Source organism: Arthrobacter sp. Ha26 (assembly GCF_059091705.1).
The window spans coordinates 16,947-33,025 of record NZ_JBNHGX010000005.1; the positions used below are offsets into that span (position 1 = coordinate 16,947).

The following is a 16,079-nucleotide window of genomic DNA, read 5'->3' on the forward strand; positions in this document are numbered from 1 at the left end:
GGTCAATCCTTTTTGAGCGTGACCAGCGGCAGGTAGGCCCTGCGCGTGGTGCCGTCGATCTGTTCGAAGTCCAGGGCGTCCACCGCTTGGGTGTTGAACTCAGCGCCTTCGTGGAGGGCGTGCGAGAGGAGTGCCCGGATGGTGTTGATGTGCTTCTCGTCCGGCGGCAGCTGCTGCCAGGCCTCGGAAAGGGTGGACGCGCCGGCCATGGCGGACCGCACCACCTCAGGCTTCGCCTTGCCGGTCCTCGGCGAGCGCACGCGGTCGGAGTCGCTGAAGGCGATGGGGTCTGCCAGCCTGGGTGGGGCGGCGAACTCATCAGGATCGAAGAGCTTCACCATGGACAACGACTCGAACCCTGCGTTAAAGAGGACAGGCCCGCGCACCAGGCCGGGGCGCTCCCGTTCATACGGAAGGGAACGGATGGCCTGCTCAGCTTCGCGCAGGACCTGCCGGAGCCGGACTGACTGGCGGAAGTCGTCACTTTGGACGTACGTGTTGAGGCTTTCGCTCAGTTTGCCGTAAATCCGCTGGATCTGGCTGTGCTGCTGCCGGAGTTCAGCTACCAGGTTCTTCAGGGTCTCCCGGTCCTCGGGCGAAAGGTCGTCCGCGAACTGCCGGCTGAGGACTTCCCCGATGGCGGACCGGAACCGCAGCTGCTGCTGCGGATCCTCCAGGAACGCCGTGAAGGAACGGAACGTCCGGCCTTCCGGGCTCTGGCGGAGCCGCTTGTCGGCGTCCAGCACCTGGGCCATGGTGGCCCCTTTGGTCAGTGACTCCTCGATGATCTGGTTGCGCAGTTCGCCCACCAGTTCCTCGATCCGGTCACGCATCTTCTTGTAATCCGCCGGCAGGCTCGCAGCGAGGTCCAGGATGTTCCCGGCAGCCTCCACAGCTTCGTCGTCATCCAGCAGGCCGTCGAACTCGCCGGTGCTGATGTCACGGATCAGCTGCCGGCGTTCCCCGATCTCCTCTTCCAACGCCTCAAGGCGGGCGCTCTGGTCCGGGTTGGTCTCGTTGGCGAGCTTTTCCACGTCGCCGAGCAGCGTTCCCAGGCGGGACCCGTTGAGGGTGGACCGCTCACTGGACAGGCTGTCCAGGAAGGCGAGCACGCGGGCCGCCGGCTCGGTGACCTCGTAGACGATCTGGCCGGACTGGTTCCGGCGCGTCAGGAACTGCCGCCGCGTCCACTCGTCACCGAAGGCTTTTCCGTTGGCCCCACCACCCAGCCCGGGCTCCCGCCGGCGGAGCTCCTCAAGGAAGGAGTCGACGTCGGCATGGAATTCCTCGAGCGGCAGCTGCGGCCGGGTGCGGGTAAAGGACGCCTGCAGCACCGCAATCACCCAGGGTGCGGAGCGCGTCAGAGCCCACGCAGGTCCTTTGGTGAGGAGTTCGAGGTCCCGGAGCCGGGCGCTGATGGCGTCAGCGGATGACCTGGCGGAGCGGGGCACACACTCTCCTTGGACGGTTTAAGGGGCTGGGACAAAGGGCACGGACGGAAAAGTGCCAACTACAAGGTTAACGCAGGCACCCGCAACCGCTCCGTGACCTACTTCGGCGTAGTATCTCGATCCCATATCAAGAGCTTCCGGGGCCTGCTGCGGCTCTGGCCGGGCGTGCCTTCTGCCCCTACGCTCGTGCTACTGACTTCAGACCACGCAACGTCGCAGCAGGGGGATTCATGCAGTTCGATCTAAGTTCGGTGGAAAACGCAACCTTGGTATTCATTGGCACGCTCGTGTTCGGCCTTGTCCTGGCCGGGTTCGTACTGACCGCCGGGCTGGCAGCGCTGGTGCTGCTGGGCGCCGGCAAGCTCAGCTGGACGGTGGTCTCCAGGACGCTCCTCGCCGTGGTCCATGGCATCAACGCCGGCTGGGACCGGCTGGTGCACCACGCGACTGCAATGGATGCCGGCGCGGACTTTCAGCCTCAACCAACCCCTAGCACCGGAACCTACCCGCGGGTAATATTGAGAGACAGCTGAAGGGTTCTCCAAGCCGGCGGATCCGTGGCTGAGCCTGCTATCCGGCCAAGGAGATAACCCATGAGCTCCGCCACTGAAAGCCCCTCAAAGTCCACTTCCGCCCCCGCGGGAACCAAGGCCGCCACGGACGCGCCCGCCGAAGATACCCCGGTCCCGGCCGGCAACATCGGCGCAGGCGTCACAGCGGATGAGGCGCGGGCGGTCGCGGAGGCCGCCCGGGAATCCGGCTGGGACCGCCCCAGTTTTGCCAAAGGCCTCTACCTTGGCAGCTTCGACCTGGACCTGGTGCACCCCTGGCCCACCCCGGACCCTGGCGACGTGGAACGGGGCGAGGCATTTATGGCGCGCCTGACGGATTACGCACGGACCATGGACGGCCGGATCATCGAGCGGGACGCCAAAATCCCGGACGAGTACCTCAAAGGCCTGGCAGAGCTCGGCGTTTTCGGCATGAAGATCCCGGCGGAGTACGGCGGCCTGGGCCTGTCGCTGGTGTACTACGGCCGGGCGCTGGCGCTGCTGGGCAGCGTCCATCCAAGCCTCGGCGCCCTCCTTTCCGCGCACCAGTCCATCGGGGTGCCCGAACCGGTCAAAGTCTTCGGCACTGCAGGGCAAAAGCAGGAGTTCCTGCCGCGGTGCGCGGCCGGCGCCGTCACTGCCTTCCTCCTTACCGAACCAGATGTGGGCAGCGATCCCGCCCGGATGGGCAGCACGGCAACACCTACGGACGACGGCGAGGCGTACCTTCTGGACGGCGTCAAGCTATGGACCACCAACGGAGTCATTGCCGAGTTGGTGGTGGTGATGGCCGTGGTGCCCGCCCGCACCGATGCGGACGGTACCCGGCATAAGGGCGGCATCACCGCGTTTGTGGTGGACATGGACTCCCCGGGAATCACTGTGGAGAACCGGAACGCCTTTATGGGCCTGCGCGGCATTGAAAACGGCGTCACAAGGTTCCACCAGGTGCGCGTTCCTGCAGCCAATCGGCTGGGCCGCGAGGGCCAGGGCCTCAAAATTGCGCTCACCACCCTGAACACGGGCAGGCTCTCCATCCCGGCGCTCTGCGTAGCCTCCGGCCGCTGGAGCCTGAAAATCGCGCGGGAGTGGTCGAACGCGCGGACGCAATGGGGCCGGCCGGTAGGCGAGCACGAGGCAGTGGGCAAGAAGATCGCCTTCATTGCAGCGTCCGCCTTCGCGCTGGACGCCGTGTTCGAGCTCTCCGCCGAGCTTGCGGACGCCGGCCAGAAGGACGTCCGGATCGAGGCCGCCCTCGCCAAGCTCTGGTCCACGGAGATCAGTTGCCGGATCGCCGACGAACTGGTCCAGATCCGCGGCGGACGGGGCTTCGAGACGGCCGAATCGCTCGCGGCGCGCGGTGAACGGGCCGTCCCTGCCGAGCAGCAATTGAGGGATCTGCGCATTAACAGGATCTTTGAAGGTTCCTCCGAAATCATGCGGCTGCTCATTGCCCGGGAAGCGGTGGATGCGCACCTTGCCGCCGCAGGAGACCTCGCATCCCTGGACGCCAGCCTGTCCGACAAAGCCAAGGCCGCCGTCGGCGCGTCCGGCTTTTACGTCCGCTGGCTGCCCAAGCTGGTGGCCGGGGCAGGCATGGACCCGCGCTCGTATGGGGAGTTCGGCCGCCTGGCCAAGCACCTGCGGTTCGTGGAGCGCTCGTCGCGGCGCCTGGCCCGGCAGACGTTTTACGGCATGGGCCGCTGGCAGGCAAAGCTGGAACGCAAGCAGGCATTCCTTGGCCGCGTGGTGGACATCGGGGCGGAACTGTTCGCCATGACCGCGTGCTGCTCGCGCGCAGAGATGCTGCTCCACACCGCACCGGAGAAGGCCGCAAGCGCCTACGAGTTGGCCGACGCCTATTGTGAGCAAGCACGCGTGCGGGTTGAGGAGTACTTTGACCAGCTGTGGCGAAACACGGACGACGGCGACCATCGGCTCACCCGCAAGGTCCTCGCCGGCGAGTACACCTGGCTGGAGGCCGGGGTGCTGGACCAGTCCGAAGGCACCGGCCCATGGATCGCTGACGCCTCCCCCGGCCCGTCCCGGCGCGAAAACCTGCACCGCAACTACCGCTGACCCGCGGGTCACAAAATAGTAAGCATCCTTGCTATCTCTGCGGCCCGATGGTTGAGTGGAACCATGAGCAGCTCAACAGACCCAGAGAACCTGCCCCCGCGGCGAGCGCGCGAGGATGTTGACCGAAACGGAAGCTACCGTGCCGCCTCGGCCGATGACGATTCCACGCGCACCTTTAATCAGGTGCCTGCAACCGACTCCGCACCCACGTCGAGCTACGAACAGGTTCCGGCGGGCCGCCACGAACGCTCCACCGGCGCCTACGCCGAGCGGGACTACGTGCCAGCGGCCGCAGCGCCCGCTGTGGACCCCAACCTGACGGACCGGCAGACGGCCGTGGCCCGTGAAAAAGAGCAGTTCGGCGGCATCAAGGTGGGCTCGGCGTTCTTTGGCTGGCTCACCGCCACAGGCATGGCCGTGCTCCTGACAGCCCTTGTAGCGGCGGCCGGAACAGCTGTAGGCCTGGCCACCAACACTGACGTCAATGAGGCAGTAAACCAGGCCGCCTCGAACAGCGGCACCGTGGGCTTGGTCGGCATCATTATGCTGCTGGTCATCCTCTTCCTTTCGTACTACTGCGGCGGCTACGTGGCAGGACGGATGGCGCGGTTCAACGGTGCCAAGCAGGGCCTGATGGTATGGATCTGGGCGCTGATCGTCGCCGTCCTGGTAGCGATCCTGGGTCTCGTTGCCGGACAGCAGTTCAACGTGCTGGCCAACCTCAACAGCTTCCCGCGGATCCCCATCAACGAAGGCCAGCTCAACACCATGAGCATCATTGCGGCGGTGGTGGTTGCCCTGGTGGCCCTGCTCGGGGCCGTGCTGGGCGGACTGGCCGGCATGCGGTTCCACCGCAAGGTGGACAAGGCAGGCTTTACCCCGGATGCGGACTACGACGACGAGTAGTCAGGCCAGGATCTTCCCGTTCAGATAGAACCAGCGGCCGTTTTCCCGGACGAACCGACTCACCTCGTGCAGGACCCCGCGCTCGCTGCCGTGCCGGAAGTAGGCCTTGAACTCCACAGTTCCCTGGACATCCAGCGGACCTCCCCGCTCGGTGGACAGGATGTCCAGGCGCCGCCACTCCATCCCGGGGTCCAGGTCCAGGTCCTTCGGGGCTTCGGACGGGTGCCAGGTCCGGAGCAGATACTTTTCATCAAGGAGCGCGAATGCGCTGTAGCGGGACCGCATCAGCTGCTCTGCGGTAGCTGCCTCTGCCGTTCCGGAGTGGAACCTGCCACAGCACAACCGGTACTGCTCACCGGACAGGCACAAGCAGTTCATGCTTCCCGTGTCCTCCGCCATCCGTGCTCCGCCTCCCTTTTCCGCCGCCGTGTGATAGCCCGCTTTTCCCGTCCGACTATAGGCCCGGACGGTTGTCATAGGGGATAACAGCTTTAAAACAACCTCGCCCGGCCGACGGGTCCGGCGGCATCGCCCACCAAAAATCCGTATGGTGGAGAAGGAGCTGTTGACCAGGCCCAGGGACGCCTGCCCCGGCCCCGCTGCCGGCAGAGAGGAGAGATGACGTGGAGAATCCGGATACGCTCATCCTCAACCTGACCTTTTTGGGCACCGTGGGAATCGCCCTCCTGATGTTCGGGGTCCTTTTCCTGCTGGGCGTCATCACCCTGGTCCTCGCCGGGATCGGCAGGCTTGCGGCCGTCACCCTGATGGCCCTGTTTGGGCGGCGCTTCCGCAGGGAAAGTGTGCCCTTGGTCCGTCTCGGCGGTGCCGCCAGGACAACCTCCGACGACGGCCCGGGGTCTTCCGCCGCGGCTTCGGCCGACAGCGCGCAATCCACTGCACAGGCTTCAAAGCCGGACGGTACCCCCCGTGGCTGGCGGGCTGCACTTAAGCCGGCCCGCCTGCGTTCGGCGCTGCGCACCGCCGTCGTCCGTCATCCCGCCTTGGCGTCCGCCCGCCGCGAACCTCCGGTCCTCGCCGAGGATTGGGCCTCCGCCGTTGCCGAAGCGGATGCACGGGCCATGGCGCGTGCACGTGCCGCCGCGCCGGAAATCAAGCTTTCAGTCCGGGACCTGCCGGATCCCCGGGTTCCTGCCGACAAAGTGGTGGAGGTTGCTCCACTGGTGGAGTCCAAACTTGATGACCCCCGCGCCGCACACGCCCCGCGGTCGTTCACCAAGCCGCAGGTCCCCCAACCGCTGTCACCGCTGGACACGGGATCGCTCGTGTCCCTGTCCGGCCCGGCGCAGGTGCTCAAGAGCAGGGCAGCCAACGGCAAACAGCCCTTACCCTGAGCAACCATCTGGGTTAGCGTGAAACCCATGGAATTCAGATACCTCGGAAACAGCGGCTTCAAAGTCTCGGAAATCACCTTCGGCAACTGGCTCACCCACGGCTCCCAGGTTGAGAACGACGTCGCCAGCCAGTGCGTGCGGGCCGCGCTGGATGCAGGCATCAGCACCTTCGACACGGCCGACGTCTACGCCAATACCGCCGCGGAAACGGTCCTGGGCGAAGCCCTGAAGGGCGAGCGCCGTGAGTCGCTGGAGATCTTCACCAAGGTCTACGGCCCCACCGGCCCCAAGGGCAAAAATGATCTGGGCTTGTCCCGCAAGCACATCATGGAGTCCATCAACGGCTCGCTGCGGAGGCTCCAGACCGATTACGTGGACCTGTACCAGGCCCACCGCTACGACTTTGAAACCCCGCTGGAAGAGACCATGCAGGCGTTCGCTGACATCGTCCGGCAGGGCAAGGCGCTGTACATCGGCGTGAGCGAGTGGACCGCCGAGCAGCTGCGCGCGGGCCACGCGTTGTCCAAGGAGCTCGGCTTCCAGCTCATTTCCAACCAGCCGCAGTACTCCATGCTGTGGCGGGTCATCGAGGCGGACGTTGTGCCGGCGTCCGAGGAGCTGGGCATCTCCCAGATCGTGTGGTCCCCCATGGCCCAGGGCGTCCTCAGCGGCAAGTACCTGCCCGGCCAGCCGGCTCCCGAGGGCACCCGCGCCACGGACGAAAAGGGCGGCGCCAAAATGATCCAGCGCTGGATGCGGGACGACGTCCTGGCCGGCGTGCAGGAGCTGAAGCCCGTCGCGGAGGAAGCCGGGCTCTCCATGCCGCAGCTCGCCGTCGCCTGGGTGCTGCAGAACCCCAACGTGGCGTCGGCCATCATCGGCGCCTCCCGGCCCGAGCAGATCGCTGACAGTGTTGAGGCCGCAGGGGTGAAGCTGGAACCGGACGTCATGAAGAAGATCGACGACGCCATCGGGTCCCTGGCCGAGCGCGACCCTGCACAGACCAAGTCGCCGGCCGCCCGCGAAGCCTAGGATTCCTGGTGGCTGATTCCCTGGACCTGCCGGGCCTCGCCGTCACCGGTTCCACCGGAGGCCTGGGCGGAATGGTGGCGCGGCAGCTCGCCGCGGCCGGTTCCGCCCAGCGCCTACTGGTGCGCGACGCCGCCCGCGCGCCGGAGCTGGAGAACGCGGCGCCCGTGGTGTGCAGCTACAGTGATTCGGCTGCTGCCCTGCGGGCCCTGGACAGCGTGAAGGTCCTGTTTATGGTCTCCGCAGCGGAGGACGAGGACCGGGTGCAGCAGCACTACGCCTTTGTGGACGCCGCCGCCGAGGCAGGGGTGCAGCACGTGGTGTACACGTCGTTCTACGGCGCGTCCCCGGACGCCACCTTTACCCTGGCACGGGACCATTACGCCACAGAGCAACGGATCCAGGATTCCGGGATGGACTACACCTTCCTCCGGAACAACCTCTACCTGGATTTCCTGCCGCTCATGGCCGGGGAGGACGGCGTGATCCGAGGTCCCGCCGCCGAAGGCGTGTTTTCCGCCGTTGCCCGCGAGGACATCGCGGGCTGTGCCGTGGCCGTACTCCGCGACCCCGCCATCCACAAAGGCAAGACCTACAACCTCACCGGCCCCGAGGAAGTCACCATGGGCCAGGCTGCCCGGATCCTCACGGAAGAAACCGGACGGACCATCTCTTACCAAACCGAAACCGTGGAGGAAGCGTACGCATCCAGGGCCTCCTATGGGGCGCCGCCCTGGCAGGTGGACGCGTGGGTGAGCACCTACACCGCCATCGCCGCCGGGGAGATGGCGGGAGTTTCCCCGGACGTCCATGGCCTGACGGGGCAGGACCCTTCGAGCCTTGCGGAGTTCCTGAAGCGGCCGCAGCTTTAGCCACTTGGGGCGTTGACGGGCCGGCGGCGCGGGCGTAAACCTGAGGCAAGGAACGCTCCCTGCAGGAGCGCTCCAAACCGCAGGAACCGCAGCCCAGCAGAATGGCAGCGCCATGACCCAGATCCAGCCAAACCCGCAAACCGCCCACCAGCCTGCTGCCCCGCCGCAGCAGGCCCCTGCCGCTGCTGACCCTGCAGCCGGACCAACCACCGGGCCGCTCACTCCTGAGGAACTCCAGTTGGGCGCCCGGAACCACTCGATGCCGCTGGAGGCCCTCCGGCGCGACATCACACCACCGGGGCTCCACTATGTGCTCACCCACTTCGACATCCCGGACATCGATACCGGGTCCTGGCACCTGCGGATCAGCGGTGCGGTGGAGCGGGCCCTTGAGCTGAGCATGGCGGCGCTGCGCAAGGATCCCGCCATCACGGTGCCGGTCACCCTGGAGTGTGCAGGAAACGGCCGCTCGCTCCTGACTCCACGGCCGCTCAGCCAACCGTGGATCCTGGAAGGAGTGGGCACGGCGGCCTGGACGGGTGTTCCGCTCGCCTACCTCCTCGGGAAAGCGGGCATCCTTCCGCACGCCGTGGAGGTGGTGTTCACGGGCGCCGATGCCGGGATCCAGGGCGGCGTCACCCAGCGTTACGCACGGAGCCTGCCGATCCGTGAGGCCTTGCGTGCCGACGTCGTGCTCGCGTACAAGATGAACGGCAGCGAACTGCCGCCCCAGCATGGCTACCCGCTCCGGCTGGTAGTCCCGGGCTGGTACGGCATGGCGAGCGTGAAGTGGCTGGAAACCATCGAGGTGGTCACCGCGCCGTTCGCCGGCTACCAGCAGCAGGTGGCGTACCGCTACCAGGAGTCGGCGGACGACGACGGTACGCCGGTTTCGCGGATCAGGGTACGTTCGCTGATGGTTCCGCCGGGCATCCCGGACTTTTTCACCCGGAAGCGGGTGATGGCGCCCGGCCCTGTGATGCTGCAGGGCAGGGCATGGTCCGGGCACGCCGCTGTTACTGCCGTTGAGGTTGGTATCGACGGAAAGTGGCTGCCCGCGCACCTTGAAGAAGCTGCGGGCGGGTTTGCCTGGCGGAAGTGGACCCTGCCCTGGGTGGCGGATCGGGGCGAACATGAGCTGGCCTGCCGGGCCACGGATGCGTCCGGCGCCACCCAGCCCTTGGAGCAGAACTGGAATTACCAGGGGCTGGGCAACAACATGGTACAGCGGGTCAGCGTCCGCGTGGAGTAGCCGCCCTCCGGGCCGCTGTCCGGTGAGCTGCCGTTGCGAGTAGCGGGGCTATACTCGGTGCCAGCCATGACAAGCCTTCCTTCCTCCCCCGCCAGCGTCCGAATTGATGCGTGGCTGTGGGCCATCCGGGCCTACAAGACCCGCTCCGCGGCAACGGCTGCCTGCCGAGCGGGGCACGTCCGGCTGAACGGCAGCCCGGCGAAGGCTTCCGCCACCCTGGTCAACGGGGATAGCGTGACGGTGCGAATGCCGGGGTACGAACGCATCCTCGAAGTACGGCGCTTGATCAACAAACGGGTGGGCGCCGAGGCCGCATCACACTGCTTCACGGACCACACTCCGCCGCGTCCCGCCGCCCCGGCGCTGGGCCTTCCGCAGCGCGACCGGGGCGCCGGGCGGCCCACCAAGAAGGACCGGCGCGAGATGGAACGCCTGCGCGGTCCCGCTTAGGCTTGTTCCGCAGATTCCGACGGCCTTCCCGCTTTGTTCTTGGGCCGCGCCCTCACGAGGTTCGCGAAGGGCAGCTTCCCATACTCCTCAACAAAGGCTGTGTGGTAATCCGCTTCAGCCTCATTGAGGGCTTCGGCGGGCAGTTCCTTCCAGGTGATCAGCAGCTGCCCGGCCTCCTTGAGCTGCCAGACCAGCCGGCCGTCCCAATGCCCCGGAGGCTTGCCCTGCCCGAAGTCCAGGAACTCCTGGATCTGGCGCCTTAGCCCCCGGTTACCTTTGCTGCCCGGGCCTGCTTTGCCGATGTAAAGGACGACGGCGGCGTCCACCCACGCAGCTTTAAGGTCCGGCTCCGGCAACGATGGATCCTTCTTCTTGAAGACGCCCGCGGTGCTCTTCTTCAGGAAGTCCGGGTGGAACCCCTCCGGCCTCAGGACCATGAAAACGCCGGTTCCCTGCGGGATCCGCATGGCGTCAAGATCCGCGAATTGCCTGAAGCCCGCGAAGCCCTCGTTTTTCAGGCCCTTCCTGGTGAACTGCATCCCTACATTGAACAGCATGGCTGCCGGGCTGTTGCCGCTTTATCCACTGACTGGTTGTTCACTGTGGGTGTGGGCACAACGCCGCCAGCCAAAGGGAGACAGAACTTCTCCTGCCCACCCCCAAGCCCGGAAGCGTAGAGTGGCATAAGACGCCTGTTTCTGGACGCCTTGCTGCTGAGGAGAAATCGTGACGATTGATTGGGACGAAAAGAAAGCCCTGCTACAGGAACCGAACATCGCAAAGGTAACCCAGCTTTGCGACGAATTGATGGAAAAGAAGCCGGGCTCCACTGTCCCCTACATCGACCCTGTGCACGACGAGGATGAATGCCGGATCGTCAGCCTGCAGGTCAGCCCCGGGAAGGGCACCGAGTCCGGTTTCGTGTCGCACTACAACGATGATGAGGCGGCCCGCCGGGCCACCCAGATCTATGAACTCGCTGAGCTGGACCCACGCTACGTGATGCCGTGGAACGCCTACCCCTGGGTCCGCGACCCGGGCATGCCATCGGCGCTGAGCGTGCAGGAAAAAACTGACGGCCTGAGGCCCTTCCGCCAATTCCTCAAAATTAACTCGCGGGTTTCCGCGATCATCGCCCACGGCACGGACGCTTCCACTTTCCTCACCCTGTTCGAAAAGACCTACCATTCATCGCTGAAGAACAGTGGCATCAAAATTTACAAGGCCTCGGCCCTCGGGGGCCGGGCCTTTGCCGTCTCCGAAGCCAAGCAGGAAGAGCTGCTGACCAAGAGCGTGGAGATCTACAAGGACGCCATGCAGCGGGCGGGCATCCAGCACCTCTGAACCGGGCTACGCCGATGGATGTACTCGATTGGCTACTCGACGGCGATCCCGCCATCCGCTGGCAGGTCCTGCGGGACCTGACGGTCGCTTCGCCCACGGAGGTTGCGGCTGAACGGGTCCGGGTTGCAACGGAAGGGTGGGGCGCCAGGCTCCTGGCCTTGCAGGACAAGGACGGACAATGGGCCGGCGGCACGTACTGGCCGGCGAACGACACCGACCCCAGCCAGCCCTGGACGGCGACAACATACAGCTTGCTGCTCCTTCGGGACTTCGGCCTCGACCCCGGGAGCCGGGAAGCCCGCCAGGCCGTTGCGCTGGTCCGTGAGAACAGCCGCTGGGAGGAAGGCAACCAACGCTTCTTCGACGGTGAGGTGGAACCCTGCATTAACGGGATGACCGCCGCCCTGGGAGCTTACTTCGGTGAGAACGTGGGCAACGTGGTGGAGCGGCTGACCCGTGAACAGCTCGCTGACGGCGGCTGGAATTGCGAGGCCGGACGAGGCTCCACCCGCTCCTCATTCCACACCACCATCTGCGTTCTGGAGGGGCTTCTTGACCACGAGCGGTCCACAGGGGGAACACGGCAATCCCGGGAGGCCCGGCACCGCGGAGAAGAGTACCTGCTGGAGCGCGGGCTGCTGCGCCACAAGTCCTCCGGTGAACTCATCAGCAGAAACTGGCTGCGCTTCTCTTACCCCACCCGCTGGTACTACGACGTCCTCCGCGGGCTCGACTACTTCCGCGCCGCCGGGGGCACGCCGGACCAGCGTCTGGATGAGGCCATCGACATGGTCCGGTCCAAGGAGCAGCCGGACGGCCGGTGGCTGCTGGAGAACACCCATCCCGGAAAGGTCCACTTTGCGCTGGAGGACGGCGACGGACAACCCAGCCGGTGGAACACCCTCCGCGCACTGCGGGTGCTCCGGTGGTTCGACGGCACATAAGAGCCGCCCCTGCTCAACCTTCCACTAACCTGCGGCGGTGCTTCAGCTCCTTGACCCATGACTTGGTGACCAACTCCGGAAACGGCGAGCCGGCGTCGTCGTTACCCCTTGGCCCGCTCAAACCGCGGAAGGCCGTCCCCGATTCCAAATCCGCGATCAAGGGGCCCGAGGCTTTCAGCGCGATCTCCACTGCATGAGCGGCGGCGCGGTCGGTCAGACCCAGCTCTGTAGCCCAACCCACAAAATGGCGGCGCGAGATCCCGGTGCGTTTTCCGTTCATGGCCAGCGCGAGGGTCTTGTCGCCGTAAACCACCGTGGAGGGGATGTCGTAGACCGGGGCGATGGTCCACTCCCCGTGCGGCTGCTGGACCATGGACACGTTCTTCGCGTGCAGGTCACCGTTGCCGGTCAGCCACGCGAAGGCGGCCTGGATCGCCAGGTTCCGGAGGGCGGGAAGCGGCGCCGAACAGTAGTCAGCGAGGGCGTGGCACACCTGGCCGTACCCTACGTTGTACTTGTCCGCCGGGTAGAGCTTCAGTACCTGCGCCCCGTCCTCCACCGGCAGTCGCCTCACGCCGGCTGATTCGTTTCCGGCCTCGGGTGCGGGTTCGGAATCGGGCATCCGGTCGAAGCGTTCCACCAGCAGTCCTGGCCGCCCCACGACATCCCGGATCAGCTGGACACGGCTGAGCGGGATCCGAAGTTTGGCGGCGTAACGGAACATCACCAGCTCGTTCTCCACCACATGCGGGAACTCGGGCGCGTTCAGTTTCAGGATGAACTGGCGCCCGGTACTGGCCACGGGCACCGAAATCATGCCGGCGGAGAGCTTGTCCTGCACACCGGCCAGGGCCACCGGGTCAATGAGGTCAGGGTCGCCAAGCAATTGGTCGAAGTCGACAGGCCGGTGCGGATCCAACTGGACGGCGTGCTCTTCCCGGTTCAGGGGCTCCCCGTGCCCGACGATCTGGACGTCGCCCACCGGATTACCCCCAGCGGCAATCAGCAGGGACAGATCGTCGTCCGCGCTGGTCTTGATGGAACGCCGCAACGCGTTGAGCCGTCGGCCCTCCGGCAGCAGCCCGGTGAAATAGGGCGGGGCGGCCCCGGCGGCAGAGAAGACAGGCTCACTGGTGAGCGGCAGGGAAGTGGCGACGGCGGGGCCGCCGCTTTGGAGGTAGGCGGGCAGATAGCTGAACTTCGTGCCGCCATCGTGCCGCTCAAGACGAGCGGCCAGCACGCCCGCTTTATAGACATCGGCAATGCGGTGCCTCACGCCTGTTCCTCCTGCCGGCCGGGCGCTGCAGTCCTGCCTTGACGGCCGGCCGGCCGTGACCGTGTAGCCAGCTGCAGCTCCAGCCCGAGTGTGTCCAGCAGTGCCAGGAGTGAATCCAGCTGCACGCTGGGTTTGCCCTGTTCCACGAACCGCACGAAACGTTCAGATATCCCGGCCAGTTCGGCGAGATCGTGCTGCGTCAACCGGAGGACCGCGCGTCGGGCACGCACTTCGGAAGCGAGATTGTCAGAGAAGGAAGCGTTGATGAGAACTCCTTCGGCACGAACGTTCCGATTACTGCTTGCCCGAGAACTGTATCGCGATACCTGGTGTCAGCACAGGGGAAATCCGGCACGAACGTTCCGCTCGTGCACCGATGCCCGCCCTGGGCGGGACATCCCGGATGCCCTATGGCCGGCTCCTGACTTCTCATGCGGCGGGCGGCCTGGCCTGGGGCGCCGACTTTGTCCTGCTGGGCTATCTGGCCGCCAACTCCTATGAGGCGGTGGCCAAGGCAGCCGGCCGGGACATCGCAGCCGTGCTGGCTGCGGTCGCTGTAGCGGCACTGGTGGCCTGGCGTCTGCGCTCCTCGAAGAGCGGACAAACACGGCCGCCGGCGGCGGGGCAAAATACGGAGGGCGGCTAGACGTTCCCCTCCCGCATTGACATCCCGTGTGACCCCTGCCATATTTAAGGCGTGAACCTGTCAGACAGCCGGACAGCAGGACAGCCTGCAGTCCTTCCGCTCGCACGGCTTAGTGCTGCCGAAGCAGTGTTCAACGCCATCCGTCAGGACATTGAGTCGGGGCGGATGGAGGTGGGGAGCAGGCTCAGCTCGGAGGCCACGCTTTCCCAGCAGTATGGCGTGAGCCGGTCAGTGATCCGTGAAGCGCTCCGCTCCTGCACCGCACTGGGACTCACCGTCACCAAAACAGGCAAGGGAACGTTCGTGGTTTCCAACAAGGTGGCCAATGATCTCACCCTCGGCCAGTACTCTGCCCGGGACCTGACGGAAGCACGCCCCCACATCGAAGTTCCCGCAGCCGGGCTCGCCGCGGAGCGCCGCACCGACGAGGAGCTCGAAACGCTCCGGCAAATCGTCGCCGCAATGGCCACGGAAACAGACCCCGAGTCCTGGGTAGCGCTGGACTCCAGCTTCCACGCAGCCATCGCCCAGGCCAGCGGCAACAGAGTGTTCGCCAGCGTGGTGGCGGACATCCGTGGTGCACTGGCCCACCAGTCCGAGACGCTGAACATGGTGGCTGACCGGCAGCATGCCTCGGACATGGAACACCAGGAGATCCTGGCCGCCATCGAGGCGGGCTCCGGCGAGAAGGCGCGTGCCGCCATGGCCCACCACCTGCAAGCCGTGGGCCTGGCCCTCGACGCCATCCTTAACAACTGACAACCGCACCACACCAACCCAAGGACTCCATGCCCTCCCCTGTGTTTTCCACTGCCCACACCACTGCCCCGGGCCCTGTTCCGGGCAGCAGCGACGGGAGGGAAGCGCAACAGCTTCCCGCCCACGAGCCACTGGTTGCGGTGGTCCGTGACGGCCTGGTGGAAAGTGTGCACTACGGCTCTGCGATCGCTCTCGCAGCAGACGGATCAACGGTGGCCTCCGCCGGCGATCCCCTCACACCGTTCTACCCCCGGTCCTCGCTCAAGCCCCTCCAGGCCGTTGCTATGGTCCGCGCCGGGCTCGACCTGCCGGCCGATCTCCTGGCACTGGCAGCGGCCAGCCACTCCGGCGCAGCCGAGCACCGCGACGGGGCTATGCGCATCCTGGAGCTTCATGGTCTTGGTGTCAGCGACTTCGAGAACAGCTCAGATCTCCCCTACGGCGTGAACGAGCGCGAAGAATGGCTCCGGAACGGCGGCGGGGCCACCCAGCTCACACAGAACTGCTCCGGAAAGCATGCCGCCATGGCCGCAACCTGCGTGATCAACGGGTGGCCGGTCGAGGGCTACCTAGACCCCTCGCATCCCCTCCAGCAGCTCGTTTCCGGAACCGTCCGGGAGCTCACCGGCGAGGAGCCCTACGCCTTCAGCACCGATGGCTGCGGCACTCCCCTGTTCGCCCTGACCCTCCGCGGCATGGCCCGCGCGTTCGGGCGCATCGCCCATGCTGCAGCGGACTCCCTTGCCACGCACGACGACGGCGGGCCGGCTACACAAAGTGCGGAAGCCGCCGTCGGGCTCGCCATGCAGCGGCACCCCGGAATGGTGGCCGGGGCAGGCCGCGACGTCACCGACCTGATGCGCCTGCTCCCAGGCTCGGTGGCCAAGGACGGCTTTGAAGGCGTGCAGCTGGTGGGCCTGGCGGACGGCGGCGCCGTGGGCGTGAAGATTTCCGACGGCGGCGACCGCGCCCGCATGCCCGCCACCGTGAAGCTGCTTGAAGCACTGGGGGCTGCGCAGGAGAACGGCCTCGACGACGGGCCGCTCTCCGCCATCGCAACCGCTCCCGTCCTGGGCGGAGGCCGCCACGTGGGCCTCCTGCAGGCAACCGACTTTCTGACCCAAAATCCCCTGTCCGCACCAGTCAACGAAGCCCAGTAAGGACA

The 16,079-nt window shown here is 66.1% G+C and carries 18 protein-coding genes; 13 read left to right on the forward strand and 5 right to left on the reverse strand.

Annotated features, from left to right (window positions below; all coding sequences use genetic code 11):
- Nucleotides 1-2: 2 nt before the first annotated feature.
- The gene (locus AC5RVY_RS12740; protein ID WP_493955077.1) at nt 3-1,451 is read right to left on the reverse strand and encodes a DUF3375 family protein; all 1,449 of its coding nucleotides are present in this window, start codon (nt 1,449-1,451) and stop codon (nt 3-5) included.
- A 230-nt stretch (nt 1,452-1,681) separates the two neighbouring features.
- On the opposite strand from AC5RVY_RS12740, the gene AC5RVY_RS12745 reads away from it, so the two are divergent.
- The 3 genes from AC5RVY_RS12745 (at nt 1,682) to AC5RVY_RS12755 (ending at nt 4,987) form a co-directional block, all read left to right on the forward strand.
- Nucleotides 1,682-1,984 (forward strand): hypothetical protein, encoded by a 303-nt coding sequence (locus AC5RVY_RS12745; protein WP_493955078.1) that lies wholly within the window; start codon nt 1,682-1,684, stop codon nt 1,982-1,984.
- 60 nt (nt 1,985-2,044) lie between these two features.
- Nucleotides 2,045-4,081 (forward strand): acyl-CoA dehydrogenase family protein, encoded by a 2,037-nt coding sequence (locus AC5RVY_RS12750; protein ID WP_493955079.1) that lies wholly within the window; start codon nt 2,045-2,047, stop codon nt 4,079-4,081.
- Nucleotides 4,082-4,144: 63 nt separating this feature from the next.
- The gene (locus tag AC5RVY_RS12755; protein WP_493955080.1) at nt 4,145-4,987 is read left to right on the forward strand and encodes a TIGR04086 family membrane protein; all 843 of its coding nucleotides are present in this window, start codon (nt 4,145-4,147) and stop codon (nt 4,985-4,987) included.
- On the opposite strand, the gene AC5RVY_RS12760 is transcribed toward AC5RVY_RS12755, so the two are convergent.
- Complete coding sequence (locus AC5RVY_RS12760; protein ID WP_493955081.1) at nt 4,988-5,365, reverse strand: YchJ family protein; 378 nt, start codon at nt 5,363-5,365, stop codon at nt 4,988-4,990.
- A 245-nt stretch (nt 5,366-5,610) separates the two neighbouring features.
- On the opposite strand from AC5RVY_RS12760, the gene AC5RVY_RS12765 reads away from it, so the two are divergent.
- The 5 genes from AC5RVY_RS12765 to AC5RVY_RS12785 all read left to right on the forward strand — a co-directional run bounded on the left by AC5RVY_RS12765 (nt 5,611) and on the right by AC5RVY_RS12785 (nt 9,945).
- Complete coding sequence (locus tag AC5RVY_RS12765) at nt 5,611-6,342, forward strand: hypothetical protein (protein WP_493955082.1); 732 nt, start codon at nt 5,611-5,613, stop codon at nt 6,340-6,342.
- A gap of 27 nt (nt 6,343-6,369) precedes the next feature.
- Nucleotides 6,370-7,374 (forward strand): aldo/keto reductase family protein, encoded by a 1,005-nt coding sequence (locus AC5RVY_RS12770; RefSeq protein ID WP_493955083.1) that lies wholly within the window; start codon nt 6,370-6,372, stop codon nt 7,372-7,374.
- Between the two features lie 8 nt (nt 7,375-7,382).
- Nucleotides 7,383-8,243, forward strand: a complete 861-nt coding sequence (locus AC5RVY_RS12775) for an SDR family oxidoreductase (protein WP_493955084.1) — start codon at nt 7,383-7,385, stop codon at nt 8,241-8,243.
- Nucleotides 8,244-8,355: 112 nt separating this feature from the next.
- Entirely contained in the window at nt 8,356-9,495 is a 1,140-nt protein-coding gene (locus tag AC5RVY_RS12780; protein WP_493955085.1) for a sulfite oxidase, read from the forward strand.
- Nucleotides 9,496-9,561: 66 nt separating this feature from the next.
- Entirely contained in the window at nt 9,562-9,945 is a 384-nt protein-coding gene (locus AC5RVY_RS12785) for an RNA-binding S4 domain-containing protein (protein WP_493955086.1), read from the forward strand.
- Here AC5RVY_RS12785 and AC5RVY_RS12790 read toward each other — a convergent pair.
- Nucleotides 9,942-10,484 carry a hypothetical protein gene (locus AC5RVY_RS12790; protein WP_493955087.1) on the reverse strand — a complete coding sequence of 181 codons (543 nt, stop codon included), beginning with the start codon at nt 10,482-10,484 and terminating at the stop codon, nt 9,942-9,944. The genes AC5RVY_RS12785 and AC5RVY_RS12790 overlap by 4 nt on opposite strands.
- Nucleotides 10,485-10,671: 187 nt before the next feature.
- Here AC5RVY_RS12790 and AC5RVY_RS12795 point away from each other — a divergent pair, with 187 nt between their 5' ends.
- A complete protein-coding gene (locus AC5RVY_RS12795) occupies nt 10,672-11,289 on the forward strand; it encodes a uracil-DNA glycosylase family protein (protein ID WP_493955088.1) in 618 nt (205 codons plus the stop codon).
- A 14-nt stretch (nt 11,290-11,303) separates the two neighbouring features.
- Nucleotides 11,304-12,233, forward strand: coding sequence for a hypothetical protein (locus AC5RVY_RS12800; protein WP_493955089.1), 930 nt, complete (start codon nt 11,304-11,306; stop codon nt 12,231-12,233).
- 13 nt (nt 12,234-12,246) lie between these two features.
- On the opposite strand, the gene AC5RVY_RS12805 is transcribed toward AC5RVY_RS12800, so the two are convergent.
- The gene (locus AC5RVY_RS12805) at nt 12,247-13,509 is read right to left on the reverse strand and encodes a type II toxin-antitoxin system HipA family toxin (RefSeq protein ID WP_493955090.1); all 1,263 of its coding nucleotides are present in this window, start codon (nt 13,507-13,509) and stop codon (nt 12,247-12,249) included.
- The gene (locus AC5RVY_RS12810) at nt 13,506-13,775 is read right to left on the reverse strand and encodes a type II toxin-antitoxin system Y4mF family antitoxin (protein ID WP_493955356.1); all 270 of its coding nucleotides are present in this window, start codon (nt 13,773-13,775) and stop codon (nt 13,506-13,508) included. The genes AC5RVY_RS12805 and AC5RVY_RS12810 overlap by 4 nt, the downstream gene beginning before the upstream one ends.
- Before the next feature lie 110 nt (nt 13,776-13,885).
- On the opposite strand from AC5RVY_RS12810, the gene AC5RVY_RS12815 reads away from it, so the two are divergent.
- Genes AC5RVY_RS12815 through AC5RVY_RS12825 form a run of 3 tightly spaced genes read left to right on the forward strand, consistent with a single transcriptional unit; the run spans nt 13,886 to nt 16,074 of the window.
- Nucleotides 13,886-14,155: a hypothetical protein gene (locus AC5RVY_RS12815; RefSeq protein WP_493955091.1), complete on the forward strand. Its 270-nt coding sequence runs from the start codon at nt 13,886-13,888 to the stop codon at nt 14,153-14,155.
- Nucleotides 14,156-14,206: 51 nt separating this feature from the next.
- Entirely contained in the window at nt 14,207-14,914 is a 708-nt protein-coding gene (locus AC5RVY_RS12820; RefSeq protein ID WP_493955092.1) for a FadR/GntR family transcriptional regulator, read from the forward strand.
- Nucleotides 14,915-14,943: 29 nt separating this feature from the next.
- Nucleotides 14,944-16,074 carry an asparaginase gene (locus tag AC5RVY_RS12825; protein WP_493955093.1) on the forward strand — a complete coding sequence of 377 codons (1,131 nt, stop codon included), beginning with the start codon at nt 14,944-14,946 and terminating at the stop codon, nt 16,072-16,074.
- The last annotated feature ends 5 nt before the right edge of the window (nt 16,075-16,079 follow it).

Coding starts and splice junctions, on each gene's coding strand:
- AC5RVY_RS12745 (WP_493955078.1), top strand. CDS start 1,682: ATGCAGTTCGATCTAAGTTCGGTGGAAAACGCAACCTTGGTATTCATT.
- AC5RVY_RS12750 (WP_493955079.1), top strand. CDS start 2,045: ATGAGCTCCGCCACTGAAAGCCCCTCAAAGTCCACTTCCGCCCCCGCG.
- AC5RVY_RS12755 (WP_493955080.1), top strand. CDS start 4,145: ATGAGCAGCTCAACAGACCCAGAGAACCTGCCCCCGCGGCGAGCGCGC.
- AC5RVY_RS12760 (WP_493955081.1), bottom strand. CDS start 5,365: ATGAACTGCTTGTGCCTGTCCGGTGAGCAGTACCGGTTGTGCTGTGGC.
- AC5RVY_RS12770 (WP_493955083.1), top strand. CDS start 6,370: ATGGAATTCAGATACCTCGGAAACAGCGGCTTCAAAGTCTCGGAAATC.
- AC5RVY_RS12780 (WP_493955085.1), top strand. CDS start 8,356: ATGACCCAGATCCAGCCAAACCCGCAAACCGCCCACCAGCCTGCTGCC.
- AC5RVY_RS12785 (WP_493955086.1), top strand. CDS start 9,562: ATGACAAGCCTTCCTTCCTCCCCCGCCAGCGTCCGAATTGATGCGTGG.
- AC5RVY_RS12790 (WP_493955087.1), bottom strand. CDS start 10,484: ATGCAGTTCACCAGGAAGGGCCTGAAAAACGAGGGCTTCGCGGGCTTC.
- AC5RVY_RS12800 (WP_493955089.1), top strand. CDS start 11,304: ATGGATGTACTCGATTGGCTACTCGACGGCGATCCCGCCATCCGCTGG.
- AC5RVY_RS12815 (WP_493955091.1), top strand. CDS start 13,886: ATGCCCGCCCTGGGCGGGACATCCCGGATGCCCTATGGCCGGCTCCTG.
- AC5RVY_RS12825 (WP_493955093.1), top strand. CDS start 14,944: ATGCCCTCCCCTGTGTTTTCCACTGCCCACACCACTGCCCCGGGCCCT.